This window comes from Roseomonas gilardii subsp. gilardii (assembly GCF_023078375.1).
GTDB classification, from domain to species: domain Bacteria; phylum Pseudomonadota; class Alphaproteobacteria; order Acetobacterales; family Acetobacteraceae; genus Roseomonas; species Roseomonas gilardii.
Window position 1 is genome coordinate 1,299,412 of record NZ_CP095554.1, and the last position, 19,831, is coordinate 1,319,242.

The following is a 19,831-nucleotide window of genomic DNA, read 5'->3' on the forward strand; positions in this document are numbered from 1 at the left end:
ATGACCGACAGCCAGCGTCTCAATGGCGTCATCAGGGCCTGGGAGCAAGGCAAGCCCGCCTTCACCGCCTTCGCCAAGGTGGACAGGCAGACCGCGGCCGAGATGACCGATGCGCCCTATGACGGCATCGTCTATGAGATGGAGCACAATCCCTATGACGTCGCCGGGCTGGGCGACGCGCTCCAGTACATGCTCAACCGGAAGCAGATCGCCGCGTCCGGTTCGGTCGCGCCATCGGTGACGCCACTCGCGCGCATCCCGGCCAATGGCATCGAGATGAACCAGGCCTTCGCGAAGCAGGTGCTCGACCGCGGCGTCTATGGCGTGGTCTGGCCGCATGTCCACACCGTGGAGCAGGCCTACAACGCCGTTGCCTCCTGCCGCTATGCCCGCCCGAAGAACGCGCCGCTCTATGAGCCCAGGGGCGTCCGTGGCGACGGCCCGGCGGCGGCGGCGCGCTACTGGGGGCTGACCCAGGCGGAATACTACGCCAGGGCGGATGTCTGGCCGCTGGCGCCGCAGGGCGAGCTGCTGGTCGGGCTGATGATCGAGAGCACGGCGGCGATCGAGAATCTGGACGACATGCTGGCGAATGTGCCCGGCATCGGCTTCTGCCTGATCGGCGAGGGCGATCTGAGCCAGGAACTGGGCTATCCGCGCCAGTACGAGCATCCCGTGGTCGCCGATGCGATGCGCAAGGTCGCGGAGATCTGCCACAAGCACAAGGTGGTGGTCGGCAACCCGCATGTGACCGCGAAGAATGTCGAGCGGCTGCTCCAGGAAGGCTACAGGTTCCTGATGTCGGCGCCCAGCCGCAGCTATGGCGTGGTCGGCCAGGGCCGGGAACTGGCGGGCTACTGATGAACGGCGCCGAGAGCCTCGTCGCCACGCTCGCCGGGAAGGGCGTGGATGTCTGCTTCGCCAATCCCGGAACCTCGGAGATGCATTTCCTCTCGGCGCTCGACAATCCGCGGATGAAGAGCGTGCTGTGCCTGTTCGAGGGGGTCTGCACCGGCGCGGCCGATGGCTGGTACCGGATGACCGGCCGTCCCGCCTCCACGCTGCTCCATCTCGGGCCGGGCCTGGCCAATGGCCTCGCCAACATCCACAACGCCCGGCGCGCGTCGTCGGGGATGGTCAACATCGTTGGCGAGCATTCGGCGGCGCATCTCAGATACGACCCGCCGCTGACCTCGGATATCGAGGGGCTGGCGCGGCCGCTCAGCCACTGGGTGCGGCGCGCCACCTCATCGGCGACGATCGCCTGGGACGCCGCGACCGCGGTCGCCATGGCTTCCGGGCATCCGGGGCAGATCGCCACGCTGATCCTACCGGGCGACACGGCCTGGCAGGATGCAGGCGATGCGCGCATGCCGGCCCCGGAGCCGGCGATGCGCAAGGTGCCGGATGCGGCGCGGGTCGAGGCGATCGCGAAGGTGCTGCGCTCGGGCGAGCCGGTGCTCCTCATCCTCGCCAACACGGCCACGCGCGGCCGTGCGCTCGAACTGGCGGGCAAGGTCGCCGCCGGCACGGGCTGCCGGCTCGGCTCGCAGTTCTTCACCGCGCGGATGGAACGCGGGGCGGGGCGCGTGCCGCTGGAGCGCATCCCCTACGCGGTGGCGCAGGGTGCGGCCTTCCTCGCCGGCTTCCGGCATCTCGTGACGATCGAGACGAAGGAGCCGGTCGCCTTCTTCAGCTATCCGGACAAGCCGAGCCTGCTCAAGGCGCCGGGAACGCTGGTGCATGGCCTGGTGGAGCCCGGCGAGGACAGCGTGGTGGGGCTGGAGATGCTGGTCGATGCGCTGGGCCTCGGCGCCACCGCGCCGCGCCGGCAGGAACGCATCGAGACGCCCGTGCCCCAGGGGGCGCTCACCCCCGTCAGCATCGCGCATGCCCTGGCGGCGGCCCTGCCGGAGGATTGCATCCTCGTGGACGAGTCCCTGACCACCGGACGCGAGACGATGGGCCATACCGCCGCATCGCGGCCGCACGACCTGATCAACAATCTCGGCGGCTCCATCGGCTATGGCACGCCGGTCGCGACCGGTGCCGCGCTGGCCTGCCCCGGGCGCCGGACCTTCTGCATGGTCGGTGACGGCAGCGCCATGTACACGATCCAGTCGCTCTGGACGCAGGCGCGCGAAGCCCTGCCGGTGACGACGATCATCTTCGCCAACAACAGCTACGCCATCCTGAAGGCCGAGTACGCCAATATGGGCGCCGGCACGCCGGGGCCGCAGGCGCTGGCGATGATCGACATCGACCGGCCGGTGATCGACTGGGTGGCGATGGCGCGCAGCATGGGCGTGCCGGGCGTGCGCGTCGACAATGCGGGCGATTTCCACCGGGAGATGGTGCGCTCCACCGAGGCGGACGGCCCGGTGCTGATCGAAGTCAAGCTGTACTGAAGGAGAGGGACGCATGGTGACCACGGCGGTGATGGCACTGAAGACCAACCTGGCCGACTATCCGCAGACCAGGGCGATGAAGGACGGCCGCGTGACGTCCGATATCGTGGATCTGCAATATTGCGGTCCGGAGCAGGCGCATGACGGCTTCAAGCCGATGCTGCGCGAGAACAGGTTCGATGCGGGTGAGCTGGCGATCGTCACCTATCTGCAGGCGAAAGCCTACGGAAAGCCCTTCCTCGCGCTGCCGGCGCCCATCTCGGGGCGCTTCCAGCACCATTGCGCCGGCTTCAACCGCGAACTCGGCCACCTGGACCCGAAGGATATCGAGGGCAAGCGCGTCGGCGTGCGCACCTATGCACAGACGACCGGCCTCTGGGTCCGCGGCGTGCTCAAGCATGAATACGGCGTCGATCTCGACAAGGTGACCTGGTGCACGGTCGGCGAGGGGCATCTCGCCGAGTATTCCGATCCGCCCAACTGCGAACGGCTGCCCAAGGGATCGGATATCGGCCGGATGATGCTGGACGGGGAACTCGCGGCGACGCTCCAGGGCGTGGACCTGCCCAAGGACCCTCGTGTCGAGCGCCTGATCCCTAACGCGCAGGCCGCCGCGCGCGACTGGTACGCGCGGGAGGGCGTGGTGCCGATCAACCACCTGTTCGTCGTGCACGAGGATATCGTGCGCAAGCGGCCGGATATCGTCCGCGAGATCTACCGCATGATCGGCGAAAGCCGCCGTCTGACCGAGGGTGGACTGCCCGATCCCTTCCCGCCCATGGGCTTCGAGGCCAACCGCAAGGGCATCCAGCTCGCCATCGACTGGGCCCATGAGCAGCAGATCATCCCCCGGAAGCTCTCGATGGACGAGCTGTTCGACGACGTGACGGGCAGCCTGGAGGGGTAGCGCGCCGGGGGTCTCGCGCCGCGTCGATGGCCACCGCTGGACGGCACGGCCCTGCCCGCCGTCCAGCCTCGCGGCCCCGGAGCGCGGGAGATCAGCCGCGATACCTGAGGCTTTCGACCAGAAGCGCGAAGGCTGCCGAGGGTTGGCGCCGGCTCGGATAGTAGAGGTGGTAGCCAGCGAAAGGAGGGCACCAGTCTTCCAGCACCCGGACCAGGCTGCCTTCCACGAGATGGGTGCGGACATGGTCTTCCATCACGCAGGCCAGCCCGAGGCCAGCCAGGGCCGCGCGCAGGACGAGGGAAACGGAGTTGAAGACCAACTGCCCATCGACCCGGACCCGCAGCTCGCGCCCATCCTTTCCGAACTCCCAGGCATAGAGGCCCCCGGCTGTCGGCAGGCGCAGGTTGATGCAGCGGTGCCCGTTGAGATCCTGAGGTGTCACGGGGCGGGGGTGTTCCGCCCAGTAGGCGGGAGAGCCGACCACCGCCATCCGCAGATCCGGCCCGATCCGGACCGCGACCATATCCTTGTCGATGGATTCGCCGAGGCGCACGCCCGCATCGAAACGCTCCGCCACGATATCCGTCAGGCTGCCGCTGACCGAGAGTTCGACCTGTATGTCGGGATATTCCGGCAGAAGGCGCTCCAGGACAGGCCAGAGCACGTCATGCGCCGCATGCTCGGATGTCGTGATCCGGACCATGCCGGCGGGCCGGTCGCGCAACTGGCCCAGGGAGACGAGTTCGGCGGCGATGGTGTCCAGGGCCGGGCCCAGGACACGCAGCAGCCTCTCGCCGGCCTGGGTCGGTGCCACCCGCCGTGTGGTACGGGTCAGTAGTCGGACGCCCAGCCGTGCTTCCAGCCGCCGTATGGTGTGGCTGAGAGCCGATTGCGACGTGCCGAGCCTGGCTGCGGCCTTCGTGAAGCTCTGCTCCTCCGCGACCGTGGCGAAGGCGGCCAGATCGACAAGGTCCTCGCGTTGCATTCATGAATTCCGAATAGGGATGCATTCCGGAAACAGAAGCTGGTCGTCGCCAGTCCCGGCTTCCATCCCACCTGCATTCGGCCTGCCTGCATTCGGAAGGTACAGGCGGTCATGGAGATCGGGCACGCGGCCCCCGGCCAGGCATGGGGGGATGTCTTGAGCACGAGGCGCGGCCGGCCCGGAATGCGAGCCGGCGCACGGTCATGGACGCGGCAGCCTCTCAGCGCCCGGTCGTGGCCAGGAGCTGCGCCGGATAGCGTTCGCCCTCGACCTGGATTCCGGCGGCGGCCTGCCGGATCTCCTCGAGATCGGCTGCCTCCAGCACGACCTCGTCCGCACCGAGATTCTCCTCCAGCCGGTGCAGCCTGGTGGTGCCGGGGATGGGCACGATCCAGGGCTTCTGCGCCAGCAGCCAGGCGAGCGCGATCTGGGCCGGCGTCCTCTTCTTCGTGGCGGCGATGCGCTTCAGCAGATCGACCAGCGCCTGGTTCTTCTCCATGGCCTCCGGCGTGAAGCGCGGCAGGAGGTTGCGGAAATCGCCTTCGCCGAGTTTCGTGTCCCTGCTCATCGCTCCGGTCAGGAAGCCTTTGCCGAGCGGGCTGTAAGGCACAAAGCCGATGCCCAGCTCCTCGCAGGTCTCCAGGATGCCGTTCGTTTCCGGACCGCGTGTCCAGAGCGAGTACTCGTTCTGCAAGGCGGTGACCGGCTGAACCGCATGGGCGCGGCGCACGGTCTGCGCGCCGGGTTCCGAGAGGCCGAAATGCCGTACCTTGCCCGCCTGGATCAGCTCCTTGACCGCGCCGGCGACCTCCTCGATCGGGACGGCCGGATCGACGCGATGCTGGTAGAAGAGGTCGATCGCCTCGACGCCCAGGCGCTTGAGCGAGGCGTCGCAGACCGCGCGGATGCGTTCGGGGTGGCTGTCCAGCCCGGTCTGGCTGCCCGTGGCGGGGTCGATCGCGAAGCCGAACTTGGTGGCGATGACGACCTGCTCCCGCACGGGCGCGAGGGCTTCGCCGACCATCTCCTCATTGGTGAAGGGGCCATAGACCTCGGCCGTGTCGAAGAAGGTGACGCCGCGTTCCACCGCCGCGCGGATCAGCGCGATCCCCTCCTGCTTGCCGACCTTGTTCGCGTAGCCGAAGTTCAGCCCCATGCAGCCGAAGCCGATGGCCGAGACCTTGAGGCCACTCTTGCCGAGAAGGCGTTGCCGCATCGATGCTCTCCGATCCCATGGGCGCCGTGGGCCGGCGCCGGGGTGGAGATAGCCCGGCCCATGTCGGGGAATTAGGCCGGATAATCCGCATGAACCTATATCTGTGGTTCATGAATGGCGCCATGCGGCCGGTCCGGGCACCGGATGCGGGGCTCGCACCGCGAGCGATACGAGCCCTGTGAGGACGCCGTGGCGCCAGGCTACGAAAGCGCGCCCTGCCGTTCCCCCGCGGTCGTCACGGGGCCGCGCTCCAGGAAGCTCTCGTTCAGATCGGTGACGCGTGCCGCGCCGGTCAGGGTCATGGCCACCCGCATCTCCTTGTCGATCAGGTTCAGCAGGTTCAGCACCGCCGCCTCGCCCCCCGTGGCCAGGGCATAGACGAAGGCCCGGCCGAGCATCACCGCATCGGCCCCCATGGCCAGCGCCCGGACCACGTCCAGCCCGTTGCGGAAGCCGGAATCCGCCAGGATGGAGAGCTTCCCCTTCACCGCCGCGGCGATGGCGGGCAGGGCCCGTGCGCTGGAGAGCACGCCGTCGAGCTGCCGGCCGCCATGGTTCGACACGACGATGCCATCCGCGCCGAAGCTTACCGCGTCACGCGCATCCTCGGGGTCGAGGATGCCCTTGATGACCATCGGCCCCTCCCAGAAGTCGCGGATCCATTCCAGGTCCTTCCAGGAGATCGACGGATCGAAATTGGCGCCGAGCCAGCCGATATAGTCCGCGAGCCCGGTCGCCTGGCCGCGATAGCGGGACACGTTGCCCAGGTCGTGCGGCTTGCCCTTCAACCCGACATCCCAGGCCCAGAGGGGGTGTGTCATCGCCTGGATCATGCGGCGGAAGGGGGCGTTCGGCCCGCTCATGCCCGAATGGGCGTCGCGGTAGCGCGCGCCGGGGGTCGGCATGTCCACGGTGAAGACCAGGGTCGTGATCCCGGCCGCCTTGGCCCGCTCCAGCGCGTTGCGCATGAAGCCGCGGTCGCGCAGCACGTAGAGCTGGAACCAGATCGGCTTCGTGACCGCCGCGCTCACCTCCTCGATGTCGCAGACCGAGACGGTGGAGAGGGTGAAGGGGATGCCCTTGGCCTCGGCCGCGCGCGCCGCCTGCACCTCGCCGCGCCGGGCGAACATGCCGGTCAGCCCGACCGGCGCCAGCACCACGGGCATCGACAGGTCCTGCCCCAGCACGCGCGTTTCCAGGCTCAGGTCGGACATGTTCTGCAGCACGCGCTGCCGCAGCGCGATCTCGGCTAGATCCTCGACATTGCGGCGCAACGTGCGCTCCGCATAGGCGCCGCCGTCGGCGTAGTGGAACAGGAAGGGCGGCAGGCGGCGCCGGGCGGCCTCGCGGTAATCGGAGGGGGAGGAGATGATGGGGGAAAGGATCACGGGTCTGTCTTCCGGTCAGCGCCGCTTCGCCCGGACAGGGTGGAACGGGGCGGGTTGGAACGGGCGAGGCGGGCCTCGTCCTCGTCGATCGCCTTCAGGGTGAGGCGCACGAAGTCGATATGGGCATCCGAGGCGGCGCGCGCCCTGTCGGGATCGCCGTCGAGCACCGCCTGCATCAGCAGCCGGTGCTGCCCCGCCAGGGCCTCGGAGACCCGTGGCACGAGATAGAGCTTCTCCAGGCTCTGCGAGGTGCTGGCCGCCAGCAGGTCGAACATGCCGCGGATGACCTGCTGCAGCACGAGGTTGTGCGACGCCTCGGCGATGGCGAGGTGGAAGGCGGCGTCCACCCGTGCCAGCACGGCCGGCGTCGCCTCCGCATCGTCCCGCAGCGTGGCCTCGAAGCACTCGCGCAGCCGCCCGCGATCCTCCTCCGTGGCCCGGCGCGCGGCATGGGCGGCGGCCGCGCCTTCCAGCGAGAGGCGGATCTCCAGCACGTCGTAGCGGTAGTCAGGGTTGTCGCGGAACAGCTGCTCCAGCGGCTCCACGATGGCCTGCCGGCCCCAGGAGCCTCCCAGGGGGTTCCCCGCAGGGTCCCTCTGGGAGTCCTTCTGGGCACCCGGCAGCGCCCGGACAAAGGTGCCGCCGCCCTGCCGGCTCGACAGCAGGCCCTGGCTGGCGAGCATCTGGATCGCTTCCCGCACCGAGGAGCGGGAGACGCCGAACGCGCCGGCCAGCGCGCGTTCGGCCGGCAGGCGGTCGCCGACCCCGAAATCCCCCGCCACGATCCGCTTCCGCAGCATCGTGGCGAGCTGCGAGGCGAGCCGTTCGCCGCCGGCGGGGGATGTCGTGGCCTGGTCCATCAGGGGATCATCCCGGTGAGCCAATAGGCCTGTGCCAGGGTCAGCAGGCCGACCATCGCGGCGAAGGCCAGGCTGTGCCGCACCGTGAAGCGGAAGAGGTCGGATTCACGTCCCACCAGCCCCACCGCGGCGCAGGCGATGGCGATCGACTGCGGCGAGATCATCTTGCCCGTCACGCCGCCGGTGGTGTTCGCCGCCACCATCAGGATGTCGGACACCCCGATCTGCTGCGCCGTCGTCGCCTGCAAGGCGCCGAAGAGCGCGTTCGAGGAGGTGTCCGAGCCGGTCAGGAAGACGCCGACCCAGCCCAGGAAGGGCGAGAAGAAGGGGAAGGCCGCCCCGGTATGCGCCAGGGCGAGCGCCAGGGTCGCCGAGAGGCCGGAATAATTGGCGATGAAGGCGAAGGCCAGCACCATGCCGATGGAATAGATCGGCGTGCGCAGCTCGGCCAGCGTTTCCCCGAAGGTCCGCACCGTCTCCAGCGGCCGCTGGCGCAGCAGCAGGGCCGAGAGCAGGGCGGCCAGGAAGATCGCCGTGCCGGTCGCGGAGAACCAGTCGAGGCGGTAGATCGCGTCATAGGGCGCCGGTGCGGCGGCGATCGGCGGCATCTTCTCGACCAGCCGGTGCAGCCAGGGCACGGGGATGGCGAGGACCCAGCCGCTGAGCGCCCCGCCCGCGGCGAAGAGGCTCTTGAAGGGCTTGATGCTCCACAGCGTCACCATCGCCGTGAGGATCAGGAAGGGCGACCAGGCCAGGGCGATCTCGCCCGCCGTATAGCGGCGCGCGGGGGCGTTGCCGCAGCGCCGATCGCCGTGACCTGCGCCCCGGCGGGCTGCGCCCGGACCAGGCCCGACATCTCCGCCTCCGCCGTCTCGAAGCGGAAGATCCGCGCCGGCTTCCAGACGCGCAGGAAGAGGGTGAGGCAGAGCAGGGAGGCCAGGGAGGAGGTGATGTCCGGCAGCTCTGGGCCGATGAGGTTCGAGGTCAGGAACTGCACGATGGCGAAGGAGCCACCCGCGACCACGACGGCCGGCCAGGTCTCCCGGACGCCGCGCCAGCCATCCATGATGGCCATGACCCAGAACAGCACGATGAGCGTCATGAAGGGAAGCTGGCGGCCCGCCATCTGGCCGATGACGAAGGGGTCCAGCCCCGTCACCTGCCCCGCCACGATGATGGGGATGCCCATGGCCCCGAAGGCCACCGGCGCCGTGTTCACGATCAGGCAGAGCCCCGCCGCGTAGAGCGGGCGGAAACCCAGGCCGACCAGCAGCGCGGCGGTGATCGCGACCGGCGCGCCGAAGCCCGCCGCGCCTTCCAGGAAGGCGCCGAAGGAGAAGCCGACGATCAGCAGTTGCAGCCGCTGGTCCTCCGTGATCGAGAGGATCGAGGCGCGCACGACCTCGAACTGTCCTGTCCGGACCGAGATCTTGTAGAGGAACACCGCCCCGATGATGATCCAGGCGATCGGCCAGAGCCCGTAGACGAAGCCGTAGGCCCCGGAGGCCAGGGCCTGCCCCGCCGGCATGCCGTAGAGCAGCATGGCGACCGCGAGGGCGAGCGCCACCGTGATCGTGCTGGCGACATAGCCTTTCAGCCGCAGCACCGTCAGCGCGACGAAGAAGAAGGCGATCGGCACGAAGGCGATCAGGCTCGACAGCCAGATATTGCCCAATGGGTCGTAGTTCTGCGGCCAAGCCGACATGGGTCGTCCTCCACATGCATGGACAGGAGGCTCTTCTTGGCGCGTTATTGGTATGACCAATTTGAGCCGACGCTGCTGTGGAGTGCTTCTATCGGTGGAGAATTCGGCTGGTCAACTATCTTTTATGAGTCTTTCTGGTGCTATTGGTAAGACCAATCATGCCGTCGAGCCGGGCTGGCGCGGGAGCATTGCGCCGGGGAGCCATGTCCGCGATCCGGCGGTCATGAGGACCGCGGCTCACCGGGGCCAGGGTGTGCGGCATCCTGGCGGATAAGGGACGGGGGAAAGGCAGCGCCTTTCCCCCGGGGAAGCACGATAGGGACGCGAAGCGGGCAGCCAGACCGGGCTGCCCCCTGTCAGTCGGTCAAAGCAGGGTAGAGCCGCTGCGCCGTCCGCCCGAAGATCGTCGCGCGGTCGGCTTCGCTCAGCGACGACAGGCGCTCCTCGGCGGTCTTCCTGATCTCGGCCAGCGTGCCCGGCGATGTCGGGAAGTTCGATCCCCAGGCCAGCCGGTCCGCGCCGAATTCCTGGACCAGCTTCGGAAAGAAGGTTTCCGGCGTCGCCGCGCCCTTGCGGGAATCCCCCATGATCCGCGGCGTCAGCTTGAGATGGATCGACGGGATCGCCGCCAGGTCGAACAGGCTCTGCGCGGCCGCATAGGGCGGCCCGTCGGTCACGTCGGGGCGGGCGAGGTGGTCGAGGATGATCGGCACGTCCGGGAACCGCCGGGCGAGGGCGGTCACCTGCGGCAGCCCGATCGCACCGGTCTGGATGCACATCGGCAGGCCGAGTTCGCCGCACAGCTCCCAGGCCGGGAAGGCGCGAGGGTCGTCGAGCTCGCTGGGATCGAACTCCTTGGTGCTGCCGCCCGTGAAAAGGCGCAGCCCCTTGAGGCCCTTGTCCACCCAGCGCCGGATGGTGTCCACGGCATCCGGCTCCAGCACATCCACCGAGCCGACGGCCACGAGGCGGCCTGGATACCGGCTGCAGGCTTCGACGACATAGCTGTTGTCGAAGCCGTAGGTGGTCGAGGAATGCACGACGGCCGCCTTGTCCACCCCGGCATCGTCCATCGCCGCGACCAGCGTCTCGACCGTGCAGGGACGCTCCTGGGACCAGTCCGACCGCTTGCCGAACAGGGGCGCTGGCGGATATCGCCCCTCATCGTCCGAAATGACGTGCGGATGGATATCGATGATCGATGACATCTGGGCCTCTCAAACCGGGTCGGCGTGGTCAATGGGGGCGATGCATTAGGAGCCGCGCCGGTGGCCCCCGGAAGTTGATCTTCCGTCGCGGGCCATAACTTTCCTGCGCGGCTCCTGCCCGTCAGCGGCCCTGTGCCTTGAGCAGGGCGTCGAGCCGCGGATAGACACGGCGCGCATTGCCCTCGAAGATCTTCCGCTTGTCCTCTTCGCTCAGCGCCAGCCCGTCGACATAGCGCTTGGTGTCGTCGAAATGGTGGCCGGTGCAGGGGTCCTTGCCGCGCACCGCGCCGATCATCTCCGAACCGAACAGGACGTTGTCGGCCGGGATGACCTCGGTCAGCAGGGCGACGCCCGGCTTGTGGTACACGCAGGTGTCGAAGAAGATGTTGTCGAGCAGCCCTTCGAGCGGACGCTCCATCATCTCCAGCGACATGCCGCGATACCGCCCCCAGTGATAGGGCACGGCGCCGCCGCCATGCGGGATGACCAGCCGCAGCGTCGGGAAGTCCTTGAACAGGTTGGACTGCAGGATCTGCATGAACACGGAGGTGTCGGCATTGAGGTAATGCGCGCCGGTGCCATGGAAGTTCGGGTTGCAGGAGGCGGCGACATGCACCATCCCGGGCACGTCGAGCTCGCACATCGCCTCGAACAGCGGGTACCATTCGCGGTCGGTGAAGGGCTTGCCGGTCCAGTAGCCGCCGGTCGGGTCCGGATTGATGTTGCAGCCGACGAAGCCCATCTCCTCGACGCAGCGGCGCAACTCGGGCACGCTGTTGGCGGGCGGCGCGCCGGGGGACTGCGGCAACTGGCAGACCGGCGCGAAGTTTTCCGGAAACAGCTCGGTCACCCGCTTCACGTTGTTGTTGGACACCTCCGCCCATTCCAGGCTGGTGCGCTCGTTGCCCAGGTGGTGGCTCATCAGTCCCGCGATCGGCGAGAAGAGCGTCAGGTCGCTGCCGCGCTCCTTCTGCAGCCTGAGCTGACCGCCCTCGATCGCCTCCCGGATCTGGTCGTCCGAGAGGATGGCGTCGCGCCTGTCCGGCGCGTTCAGCGGGTCGTCGGCGGTTTCCACCTGCCGGGCGCGCCAGTCGCGGAAGGACTTGGGCACGGTGGTGAAATGGCCGTGGCAATCGATGATCATATCCGTATCCAGTGCGCGGACGGTGTTGGCCGGTGGCAGGCGGGGGCGGCTCAGGTCCGCTCGGGAACGCGGGCGGGATCGACGAAGAGCTCGTCGATGCGCATCCGGCGCGGGGTGAGGCCCTGCCTGAAGGCGGTCTCCTCCAGCGCCTTGATCGTCGCCAGATTCTCCTCGATGCCATAGGGCAGGGGGTCGGGGCCGACGATCTCGGTCAGCTTCATGTACTTCTTCTCGGTGGCGTTCTTCGGCCCCTCGGTGCGCACCCGCTCCAGCCATTCGCGCTTGGCACGGTCGAAGGCGTCGTAGAGGGACTTCGCGACCCAGGGATGCCCGGCGAGGACGGAATCCTTGACCACGATGGTGCCGTGCATCGGATAGACGCCGGTGCGGCGGTGGTAGTCCGCCTCGAGCTCCGCCGCGTTGGGCAGAAGGTCCGGATAGTCGGCCTCGACCTCCTGCCAACCACCGGTCGGCGCGCCGGTGCGCCCGATCCCGGCCGCGCCCTCGACCCCGGCGGAAAGCTCGCCCGCGGCCATCATGTCAGCGAGGCTGCGCCCCTCCGGCGCGTGGATGACATTGGGTGGGAGCCTGAGCTGGGTGACATGCTCCTCGTCATCGACCACCCAGGTGACCTTCGACGCATCCAACCCGCAGTCGTCCATCAGCGCCTGCCGCAGCCACACGCCCGTCGTCACCGAATAGGCGCGGACGCCGACCTTCTTTCCTTCCAGATCCTTGGGCGTGGCGATGCCCGCATCGGGGCGGACCAGCATGCCCGAATGGTGGAAGCGCCGGACCACGAAGATCGGCAGGGCCACGAAGGGCGCGCCATGGGCCCGCGCGATGATGTAGGTCGTCGGCGCCAGCTCGCAGACATCGAACTCGACGTCGCGGACCATGCGGCGGAACGCGCCGATCTGCGGCTTCACGGTGATGATCTCGGCATCGACGCCTTCGATCGGGATCGATCCGTCGCGGATCGCGGAGGTGTGCGGATGCTCGGCGATCGCCAGCGTCAGGCGGAGTTTGTTGGCCATGTCGTTCTCCCTCGGGGCAGCCTGGGCCGGCCTGCTGCACGGCCCCGATATCGGCATGAGGGAAGCGAGCGGGCCTGGCGGCTGTCAACGCGACCTCGATCAAACGAACCGGCCGCGACGCAGAACTTATAGAGATCCCGTCCGGTCACGCCGGGCGATAGAAGCGGTGCTCTCCATTCGCCGGATTGCACGATTGATCTTGCGCTGCGGCGATATAAGATTCGGCGCCCGGGTGATAGATTCCGCACGTGACCGGAAGGCGCATGTTTCCCTTTGCATGCATTCCACCATTTCGATCAGCATGCTGATTTCAAGGCAATGATTGAATGACTTTGTGGTAATGCCCTGGCGCGCTAAGCCCAATCATGACCGATTGGCGGGCTGCCGAAATGCTTGGCCGCGCGCATCCTCCCCGATAGGATTTCCGGAAAAGAGATATCGGGGAGGATATAAGAATGCCGGGCCAGCCTGCCGAAACACCCGCTGCCGCGCTTAGCTTCCGCCAGTTGCGCCTGTTCGAGGCCATCGGCGATTTCAGGAGCGTCCGCCGCGCCTCGGAGGGATGCGGCCTGTCACAGCCCGCCGTGACCCAGGCGCTCGCGAAGCTCGAGGAACAGATCGGCGCGGTGCTGGTCGATCGCCGGGCGAGTGGCAGCTACCTCAACGAACTCGGTGAGATCTTCCACGCCCGCGTGAAGCGCTTCTTCGATCAGACGGAGCGCGCCGTCATCGCCACCGGCGCGGCGGCGGCGGCCTCTGCGCGGCCGATCGTCAACCGCCTGACCCGGTCGCAGGTGCGGACGCTGATCGGGGCGATCGAGCATGGCTCCTTCGAGGCGGCGGCCAGGGGGCTCGGCATTTCCTCCGCCTCGGTCCAGCGTGCCGCGCGGGACCTGGAGGGGAGCCTCCGCGTCTCCCTGTTCTACCGCACCGCGGCGGGCATGCTCGTCAGCCCGGTCGGCGCCCGCTTCGGCCAGCAGATGAAGCTGGCCATGCAGGAGATCGAGATGGGCATCGACGAGCTGGAGGCGGCCCGGGGCGGCGTCAGCCGCCAGATCGTGATCGGCGCGATGCCGTTCGGCGGAAGCGTCCTCCTCGCCTCCGCGCTCGACGATTTCCTGCGGGCGCATCCGCAGGCGGATATCAAGATCGTCAGCGACAGCACGGCGGAGATGGCGAAGAACCTGCGCGCCGGCGATGTCGATCTCGTGGTCGGCCTGCTGCCTGAGATGCATAACGAGGAGCTGACGAGCGAGGCCTTCGCCGAGACGCCCTATCTGGTCGTGGTCCGGCAAGGCCATCCGCTGACGGCGAAGGACCGCATCACGATCGAGGATCTGGTCGCCTGCGACTGGATCATCGGCACCCCCGGATCGAGCCGCAGGCGCTGCTTCGAGCGGATGTTCGCCGGCCGCCAGGGCCCGCAGGCGCAGATCGCCACCTGCGCGACGCCCGTGATCCGGCGGCTGCTGGAGCGCAGCGACCGCGTGACGCTGATGACGACCTACGAGCTGCAATACGCCGATAGCCGCCTGCGGGCCTTGCCTTTCGAGCCGGCCGGGCAGGCGCCGTCGATCGGCATCACCATGCGCTCGAACTGGCTGCCCACCCGGCTGCATGCCGATTTCATCGCGCTCGTCCGCAGCCATGTCCACACGGTGAACGGGCGCCGTCACCTGCGGGTGGTGGGATGAGCCGCCCGGCCATGCGGTTGTAGGGCCGTGTGACAACCGATCGCGCCGGCCCGAAAATCAATCGGGCCGCCGCTTTTTGCCGATGGTAGTTTGCGGCAGCGGCACAAACCGGCCCGGTCGGCCATGGACGACGCGATGCGAGAGGACGTCACGCCTCTCGGCCACCGTCTCCGTGACATGGTGCCCGGCGGCGTGCCGATAGAAGAGCGTGTCAGGAGGATCGGGTGTCCATTCCGAAGGTAGAGCTTTCACCGCCCTTCAACATCACGCGGTCCAGCCATGTGAGGTACCGCGTCAGGGACCTGGATAAGAGCCTCCGCTTCTACACCGAGGTGCTCGGCCTGGTGGTCAGCGACCAGGAAGGCAACGTCGCCTATCTGCGGGGCATCGAGGAAAGCTGTCATCACAGCGTCGTCCTCGCCGCGTCGGAGGATGGCCCCTCCGCCGAATGCCTGGGGATGCGCGTCGCCTCCGAGGCGGACCTGCACCGCGCGCGCGACCATTTCATCGCCGCCGGCGGCACCGCCGGGTTCGTGGAGCGCGCCCATCAGGGGCCGACGCTGCTCACCTCCTTCGGGCCGGGCACGCCGCCGATCGAACTGTGCTCCGGCATGCCGGTCCTGCCCCGGACGCTCAACAACTTCCCGGCGCAGAAAGGCGGGCGGGCGCTCCGGCTCGATCACTACCAGTGCGTCGTGCCGGACGTGCCGGGCACCGTGGCGAAGTTCATGGGGCTGGGCTTCCGCCCGTCCAAGTACACGACCCATGCCGAGACCGGCAAACTGCTGAGTATCTTCCTCACGCGCAAGAACAACCCGCACGACATCGTCCTGGCGCAGGCCGCCGGGCCGCGCCTGCATCACGTGGCCTTCGTCGTGTCCGATCTGCAGACGATGCTGCGGGCGGCTGATATCGCCGGCAATCTCGGCTATGGCCGCGATGTCGAGCATGGGCCGGGCCGGCATGGGCCGCCCAACGGGATCTTCCTCTATTTCCGCGACCCGGACGGGCACAGGATCGAGTTCATCCTGCCGCCCATGCAGTTCATGGACCCGGAGGACGTGCCGAATGCCTGGGATTCGACCCAGGGCATCTCGCTGGTGCCCTGGGGCAGTGGCCCGCCGCAGCAGTGGCGGGAGCAGATGACGCACTTCACCGGCATCGAGCCGGCGGGGGGCACGCTCGCCCGATGGACATCCCTCAGCGGCACGTGAGCCGCCCGCGCGGAAGGAGGATGCCGTCCCATGATGCGCCGGCTGCTGCACATCGCCTTGCTCCCGGCCGTGCTCCTGAACGCCGCACCGTCTCCGGTGCGCGCGGAGGAGGCCGGGGCCCTGGTCTATATCGGCACGCATGGCGGGCCGGGCCCCGGCGAGGGCCTCTTCATGGCCCGCCTCGACCAGGGCACGGGGGCCCTGACGGGGCCTTCCTTCGCCGCGCGGATCGAGCGCCCGACCTGGCAGGCCAGCGATCCCGGGCGCGCGGTCCTCTATTCGGTCAGCGAGATGGGCAATGACGGCAAGACCCAGGCCGTCATCCACAGCTTCCTGATCGACCCTTCGACAGGAGGGCTCACCCCGCTGGGCCATGCGGATTCGGGGGGCGGCGGTGCGACGCATCTGGCCTATGAGGCCCGGTCGCAAACCCTGTTCGTGGCGAATTACGGCGGCGGGCAGGTGAGCGCGATCCCCGTGCTGGCAGATGGATTGCTGGCGGGCGTGCGGTCGGTTCAGGTCGATGCCGGTTCCGGCCCGCACCGCCGGCAGAAGGGGCCGCATGCCCATGCCGTCGTGGTCGATCCCGGGGGGAACTTCCTGCTCGTGCCGGATCTGGGCGCGGACCGCGTCTTCCTCTACCGCTTCGATGCGGCGACACGGTTGCTGTCACCGGCCAGCCCCGCGTCGGAGGCCCTGCCGCCCGGTTCCGGGCCGCGGCATCTCGTCTTCTCGCCGGATGGCCAGTTCGCCTTCCTCAACACCGAGCTGAGCGGCGAGATCCACACCTATCGCTGGGACGCGCGGGAGGGCCGGCTGACCCCGCTGTCCCACACCGCGATCGATCCCCCCGATAGCGGCGCCGACAGGAACTCGTCCGAGGTCGCCGTCTCGGGCGACGGGCGCTTCCTCTACGCCTCCAGCCGTGCCTCCGACAGCCTGGTGGTCTATGCGATCGACCGGCCATCGGGGGCGCTGCGGGAGGTGCAGCGCGTGCCGGCCGGCGGCCATTCCCCATGGAGCTTCGCGATCGATCCATCGGGGCGGTGGATGCTGGTGGCCAACGAGGCGTCCGACACCGTCGTCCAGTTCGCGGTGGACGCGGCGTCCGGCCGGCTCACCGGCACAGGGAATGCCCTGACGGTGCCGAAGCCCGTGAGCTTCGCCTTCTACCCGCCGCGGGATGCGGCGCGGTAGGAGGCATCCGCGTCAGGGCAGCGGCGGCAGGCAGGCCCCGGCCAGCAGGGCGAAGGCACGGGCGCGGTGGCTGATCGCGTTCTTCCGCGCCGGCTCCATCTCGGCGAAGCTCAGCACCTCCCCCGCGGGCACGAAGATCGGGTCGTAACCATGGCCTTGGTTGCCCCGGCCCGGCCAGATCCAGGTGCCATGCGCCTCGCCCAGGAAGCCTTCCGTATGCCCGTCCGGCCAGGCGAGGACCAGGGCGCAGGAGAACCAGGCGCCACGGTTCTTGCCCTCCGGATCGGCCTCGGTGGCCTTGCGGGCGACCTCGGCCATGGCCTTGGCATAGTCGCGCGTGCCGTCGGGCTGCTTCGCCCAGTCGGCGGTCCAGACCCCCGGCATCCCGTCCAGCGCGGCGACCGAGAAGCCGGAATCATCGGCCAGCGCCACCTGCCCCGTGGCCGTGGCAGCGGCGAGCGCCTTGATCCGGGCATTGCCGAGGAAGCTGGTCTCCGTCTCCTCCGGCTCCGGCAGGCCGAGATCGCCGACCCCCGTCACCTCCAGCCCCCAGGGGGCCAGCAGGGCCGCGACCTCGCGCACCTTACCGGCATTGTGGGTGGCCAGGATCAGGCGCTTCTCCATCAGGCGGCGGGTCATGCGGTGGCTCCCTCGGCGATGGCCTGTCGCTGCGCGGCGAAAAGCGCCTCCGTGCCGCGCCGGGCCAGGGCGAGCAGGCCGTCGAACTGCGACGGGGTGAAGGGTTCGGCCTCCGCCGTGGCCTGGATCTCGACGATCCCGCCGACATCGGTCAGCACGAAATTGGCATCCGCCCCGGCGGCACTGTCCTCGGCATAGTCGAGGTCGAGCACCGTCTCGCCCTGCCACAGCCCGGCCGAGACGGCGGCCACCTGCCCGGTCAGCGGATTGCGCGACAGGATGCGCATCCGCCGGCAATGCTCGAAGGCCAGGTGCAGCGCCACCCAGGCGCCGGTGATGGCGGCGCAGCGGGTGCCGCCATCGGCGGTCAGCACGTCGCAGTCCAGCACCACGCTCATCTCGCCCATGGCGGCGCGGTCGGTCACGGCGCGCAGGGAACGGCCGATCAGGCGCTGGATCTCCTGCGTGCGGCCGGACTGCTTGCCCTTCGCCGCCTCGCGGTCGCCGCGCTGATGCGTGGCGCGGGGCAGCATGCCGTATTCCGCCGTCACCCAGCCCTGGCCCTTGCCACGCAGGAAGCCGGGCACCCGGCCCTCCACGCTGGCGGTGCAGAGCACCTCGGTCAGGCCCATGCGGATGCGGCAGGACCCTTCGGCATGGCGGGCCACGCCGGGCTCGATGGAAACGGGGCGCAGAGCGTCGGGGGCGCGGCCGGAGGGGCGCGACGTGGGGGATGGCATGGGGCAACTCCGTCGTCCGGTCGGGATGGTCCTGGTAAGGGCCATCCTGTCCGGGCGGAGGCATCGGCGCGACGGGGCCGGGTGTCAACCGCCGATCCACCCGCCACCCCGGGGCGCGGGCGGAAGGAGGGGGGCCGGAGCCGGTCCCCGTGAGGAATGACTCCGGTCAGGGGCCTTGTCAGTGGCCGAGCACGACGCCCTCGCCCGCCGGCAGGGTCGCGGGATGTGCCAGCCGCTTCACCACCAGCGCCGCGGCGGCGATCAGGCCCGGCACGGCGAGCACCAGGAACAGGCTGCCCAGGGTGAGCTGATGGCGCGACAACTCGGCCACCAGGAAGGAGCCGGCGATGCCGCCGAAGCGCCCGAGGCCCAGCATCCAGGCGACCCCCGTGGCGCGCCCCTGGGTCGGGTAGAAGCCCGCCGCCAGGGCCGGCAGCGAGGACTGCGCCGTGTTCATCAGCGTGCCCGCCACCAGCACCGCCAGGATCAGCAGCGGCGGGTTGCCCGTCACCTGCCCGATCGCGGCGATGGACAGCGCAGTCAGCAGGAAGCCGGCGGCGATGATGGAATTGCCGTTGAAGCGGTCCATCAGCCAGCCGAAGAAGATCGCCCCGATGCCGCCGAGCGGGAAGAGCGCCGAGATCATCGCCGCCGTGGCCGGGCGCATGCCGGCATCGCCGAACAGCACTGGCATCCAGTTCACCAGGGCGTAGAAGATCACCAGCCCCATGAAATAGGCGATCCACAGCATCACCGTGCCGACCACGAAGCGCGGCGACAGGATGGTGGCGATACCGCCCTTGCCGGCCGCCACCTGCTGCGTCTCCAGGTTCACGAAGCGGCCCACCTGGTCGGCCGAGGCGGAGATGCGGCGCAGCACGGCGCGCACGCGTTCCGCCGGGGCGCCCTTGGCCAGCATGTAGCGCACCGATTCCGGCAGCAGCAGGAGCAGCAGCACCGCCAGCAGCAGCGGCACCACGCCGCCCAGGTGCAGCACGCTGCGCCAGCCCCAGAGCGGGATCATCCAGGCGGCCAGGAAGCCGCCGAAGGCCGCGCCCAGCGGGAAGCCGCAGAACATGGCGTTGACGATGGTGGCGCGCCGCCCGCGCGGGCAGAACTCGCTCATCAGCGTCACCGCGTTCGGCATGGCGGCGCCCAGGCCGAGGCCGGTGAGGAAGCGCCAGACCACCAGTTGGTCCAGGCTGCCGGCATAGCCCGACATCAGGCAGGCGATGCCGAAGACCAGCACCGAGCCGGTGAGCACCGCCTTCCGCCCGAAGCGGTCGGCGAGCGTCCAGCGGCCCGGCGGCCAGCGCGCCGGCGGCCAGGCCGAAGAGCGCGGCGCTCAGCACCGGCGCCAGGGCCGGGCGGGAGACGCCCCATTCCGCGATCAGCGAGGGGGCGATGTAGCCGATGGCGGCCGTGTCGAAGCCATCCAGCAGCACGATGGTGAAGCAGAGGGCGAAGATGATCCGCTGGAACGGGGAGA

18 protein-coding genes are annotated in these 19,831 nt (G+C 69.0%); 6 read left to right on the forward strand and 12 right to left on the reverse strand.

Annotated elements, in window-relative coordinates; translation table 11 throughout:
* The 3 genes from MVG78_RS05895 to MVG78_RS05905 are packed head-to-tail and all read left to right on the forward strand — an operon-like array spanning position 1 to position 3,315.
* Positions 1-861: an HpcH/HpaI aldolase family protein gene (locus tag MVG78_RS05895; RefSeq protein WP_247559032.1), complete on the forward strand. Its 861-nt coding sequence runs from the start codon at positions 1-3 to the stop codon at positions 859-861.
* Positions 861-2,408: an acetolactate synthase large subunit gene (locus MVG78_RS05900; protein ID WP_247559034.1), complete on the forward strand. Its 1,548-nt coding sequence runs from the start codon at positions 861-863 to the stop codon at positions 2,406-2,408. The genes MVG78_RS05895 and MVG78_RS05900 overlap by 1 nt, the downstream gene beginning before the upstream one ends.
* A 13-nt stretch (positions 2,409-2,421) precedes the next feature.
* Positions 2,422-3,315, forward strand: coding sequence for a substrate-binding domain-containing protein (locus MVG78_RS05905; protein ID WP_247559036.1), 894 nt, complete (start codon positions 2,422-2,424; stop codon positions 3,313-3,315).
* A 91-nt stretch (positions 3,316-3,406) separates the two neighbouring features.
* Here MVG78_RS05905 and MVG78_RS05910 read toward each other — a convergent pair whose 3' ends face one another.
* From MVG78_RS05910 to MVG78_RS05945, 9 genes are all read right to left on the reverse strand, one after another.
* Complete coding sequence (locus MVG78_RS05910; protein ID WP_247559038.1) at positions 3,407-4,300, reverse strand: LysR family transcriptional regulator; 894 nt, start codon at positions 4,298-4,300, stop codon at positions 3,407-3,409.
* 220 nt (positions 4,301-4,520) lie between these two features.
* Complete coding sequence (locus MVG78_RS05915; RefSeq protein ID WP_247559040.1) at positions 4,521-5,516, reverse strand: aldo/keto reductase; 996 nt, start codon at positions 5,514-5,516, stop codon at positions 4,521-4,523.
* Positions 5,517-5,716: 200 nt separating this feature from the next.
* The gene (gene lldD, locus MVG78_RS05920) at positions 5,717-6,904 is read right to left on the reverse strand and encodes an FMN-dependent L-lactate dehydrogenase LldD (protein ID WP_247559042.1); all 1,188 of its coding nucleotides are present in this window, start codon (positions 6,902-6,904) and stop codon (positions 5,717-5,719) included.
* Positions 6,901-7,764 (reverse strand): FCD domain-containing protein, encoded by an 864-nt coding sequence (locus MVG78_RS05925; RefSeq protein ID WP_282615055.1) that lies wholly within the window; start codon positions 7,762-7,764, stop codon positions 6,901-6,903. The genes lldD and MVG78_RS05925 overlap by 4 nt, the downstream gene beginning before the upstream one ends.
* Entirely contained in the window at positions 7,764-8,486 is a 723-nt protein-coding gene (locus MVG78_RS21700) for an L-lactate permease (RefSeq protein ID WP_345892861.1), read from the reverse strand. The genes MVG78_RS05925 and MVG78_RS21700 overlap by 1 nt, the downstream gene beginning before the upstream one ends.
* A gap of 11 nt (positions 8,487-8,497) precedes the next feature.
* Positions 8,498-9,469: a lactate permease LctP family transporter gene (locus tag MVG78_RS21705; protein WP_345892862.1), complete on the reverse strand. Its 972-nt coding sequence runs from the start codon at positions 9,467-9,469 to the stop codon at positions 8,498-8,500.
* Positions 9,470-9,825: 356 nt separating this feature from the next.
* The gene (locus MVG78_RS05935; RefSeq protein WP_247559043.1) at positions 9,826-10,677 is read right to left on the reverse strand and encodes an amidohydrolase family protein; all 852 of its coding nucleotides are present in this window, start codon (positions 10,675-10,677) and stop codon (positions 9,826-9,828) included.
* A gap of 121 nt (positions 10,678-10,798) precedes the next feature.
* A complete protein-coding gene (locus MVG78_RS05940) occupies positions 10,799-11,821 on the reverse strand; it encodes an amidohydrolase family protein (protein WP_247559045.1) in 1,023 nt (340 codons plus the stop codon).
* Positions 11,822-11,871: 50 nt separating this feature from the next.
* Positions 11,872-12,858 (reverse strand): ABC transporter substrate-binding protein, encoded by a 987-nt coding sequence (locus MVG78_RS05945; protein WP_247559047.1) that lies wholly within the window; start codon positions 12,856-12,858, stop codon positions 11,872-11,874.
* A gap of 455 nt (positions 12,859-13,313) precedes the next feature.
* Between MVG78_RS05945 and MVG78_RS05950 the strand changes: the two genes are divergently transcribed.
* The 3 genes from MVG78_RS05950 to MVG78_RS05960 all read left to right on the forward strand — a co-directional run bounded on the left by MVG78_RS05950 (position 13,314) and on the right by MVG78_RS05960 (position 16,963).
* Positions 13,314-14,552: a LysR family transcriptional regulator gene (locus tag MVG78_RS05950; RefSeq protein WP_247559049.1), complete on the forward strand. Its 1,239-nt coding sequence runs from the start codon at positions 13,314-13,316 to the stop codon at positions 14,550-14,552.
* Between the two features lie 224 nt (positions 14,553-14,776).
* Positions 14,777-15,766, forward strand: coding sequence for a VOC family protein (locus tag MVG78_RS05955; protein WP_247559051.1), 990 nt, complete (start codon positions 14,777-14,779; stop codon positions 15,764-15,766).
* Positions 15,767-15,796: 30 nt separating this feature from the next.
* Positions 15,797-16,963, forward strand: coding sequence for a lactonase family protein (locus MVG78_RS05960; protein ID WP_247559053.1), 1,167 nt, complete (start codon positions 15,797-15,799; stop codon positions 16,961-16,963).
* A 12-nt stretch (positions 16,964-16,975) separates the two neighbouring features.
* On the opposite strand, the gene MVG78_RS05965 is transcribed toward MVG78_RS05960, so the two are convergent.
* From MVG78_RS05965 to MVG78_RS05975, 3 genes are all read right to left on the reverse strand, one after another.
* The gene (locus MVG78_RS05965) at positions 16,976-17,602 is read right to left on the reverse strand and encodes a non-canonical purine NTP pyrophosphatase (RefSeq protein ID WP_247559055.1); all 627 of its coding nucleotides are present in this window, start codon (positions 17,600-17,602) and stop codon (positions 16,976-16,978) included.
* Positions 17,599-18,342, reverse strand: a complete 744-nt coding sequence (gene rph, locus MVG78_RS05970) for a ribonuclease PH (protein ID WP_247559057.1) — start codon at positions 18,340-18,342, stop codon at positions 17,599-17,601. The genes MVG78_RS05965 and rph overlap by 4 nt, the downstream gene beginning before the upstream one ends.
* A 178-nt stretch (positions 18,343-18,520) precedes the next feature.
* On the reverse strand, positions 18,521-19,606 hold the full coding sequence (locus tag MVG78_RS05975; protein ID WP_247559059.1) for an MFS transporter: 1,086 nt from the start codon (positions 19,604-19,606) through the stop codon (positions 18,521-18,523).
* Positions 19,607-19,831: the final 225 nt, after the last annotated feature.

Excerpts from the sequence above, each read along its gene's own strand:
- MVG78_RS05945 (WP_247559047.1), bottom strand. The coding sequence starts at position 12,858 with ATGGCCAACAAACTCCGCCTGACGCTGGCGATCGCCGAGCATCCGCAC.
- MVG78_RS05905 (WP_247559036.1), top strand. The coding sequence starts at position 2,422 with ATGGTGACCACGGCGGTGATGGCACTGAAGACCAACCTGGCCGACTAT.
- MVG78_RS05960 (WP_247559053.1), top strand. The coding sequence starts at position 15,797 with ATGATGCGCCGGCTGCTGCACATCGCCTTGCTCCCGGCCGTGCTCCTG.
- rph (WP_247559057.1), bottom strand. The coding sequence starts at position 18,342 with ATGCCATCCCCCACGTCGCGCCCCTCCGGCCGCGCCCCCGACGCTCTG.
- MVG78_RS21705 (WP_345892862.1), bottom strand. The coding sequence starts at position 9,469 with ATGTCGGCTTGGCCGCAGAACTACGACCCATTGGGCAATATCTGGCTG.
- MVG78_RS05900 (WP_247559034.1), top strand. The coding sequence starts at position 861 with ATGAACGGCGCCGAGAGCCTCGTCGCCACGCTCGCCGGGAAGGGCGTG.
- MVG78_RS05915 (WP_247559040.1), bottom strand. The coding sequence starts at position 5,516 with ATGCGGCAACGCCTTCTCGGCAAGAGTGGCCTCAAGGTCTCGGCCATC.
- MVG78_RS05910 (WP_247559038.1), bottom strand. The coding sequence starts at position 4,300 with ATGCAACGCGAGGACCTTGTCGATCTGGCCGCCTTCGCCACGGTCGCG.
- MVG78_RS05895 (WP_247559032.1), top strand. The coding sequence starts at position 1 with ATGACCGACAGCCAGCGTCTCAATGGCGTCATCAGGGCCTGGGAGCAA.
- MVG78_RS05965 (WP_247559055.1), bottom strand. The coding sequence starts at position 17,602 with ATGACCCGCCGCCTGATGGAGAAGCGCCTGATCCTGGCCACCCACAAT.
- MVG78_RS05950 (WP_247559049.1), top strand. The coding sequence starts at position 13,314 with ATGCCGGGCCAGCCTGCCGAAACACCCGCTGCCGCGCTTAGCTTCCGC.
- MVG78_RS05940 (WP_247559045.1), bottom strand. The coding sequence starts at position 11,821 with ATGATCATCGATTGCCACGGCCATTTCACCACCGTGCCCAAGTCCTTC.
- MVG78_RS21700 (WP_345892861.1), bottom strand. The coding sequence starts at position 8,486 with ATGGTGACGCTGTGGAGCATCAAGCCCTTCAAGAGCCTCTTCGCCGCG.
- MVG78_RS05925 (WP_282615055.1), bottom strand. The coding sequence starts at position 7,764 with ATGGACCAGGCCACGACATCCCCCGCCGGCGGCGAACGGCTCGCCTCG.
- MVG78_RS05935 (WP_247559043.1), bottom strand. The coding sequence starts at position 10,677 with ATGTCATCGATCATCGATATCCATCCGCACGTCATTTCGGACGATGAG.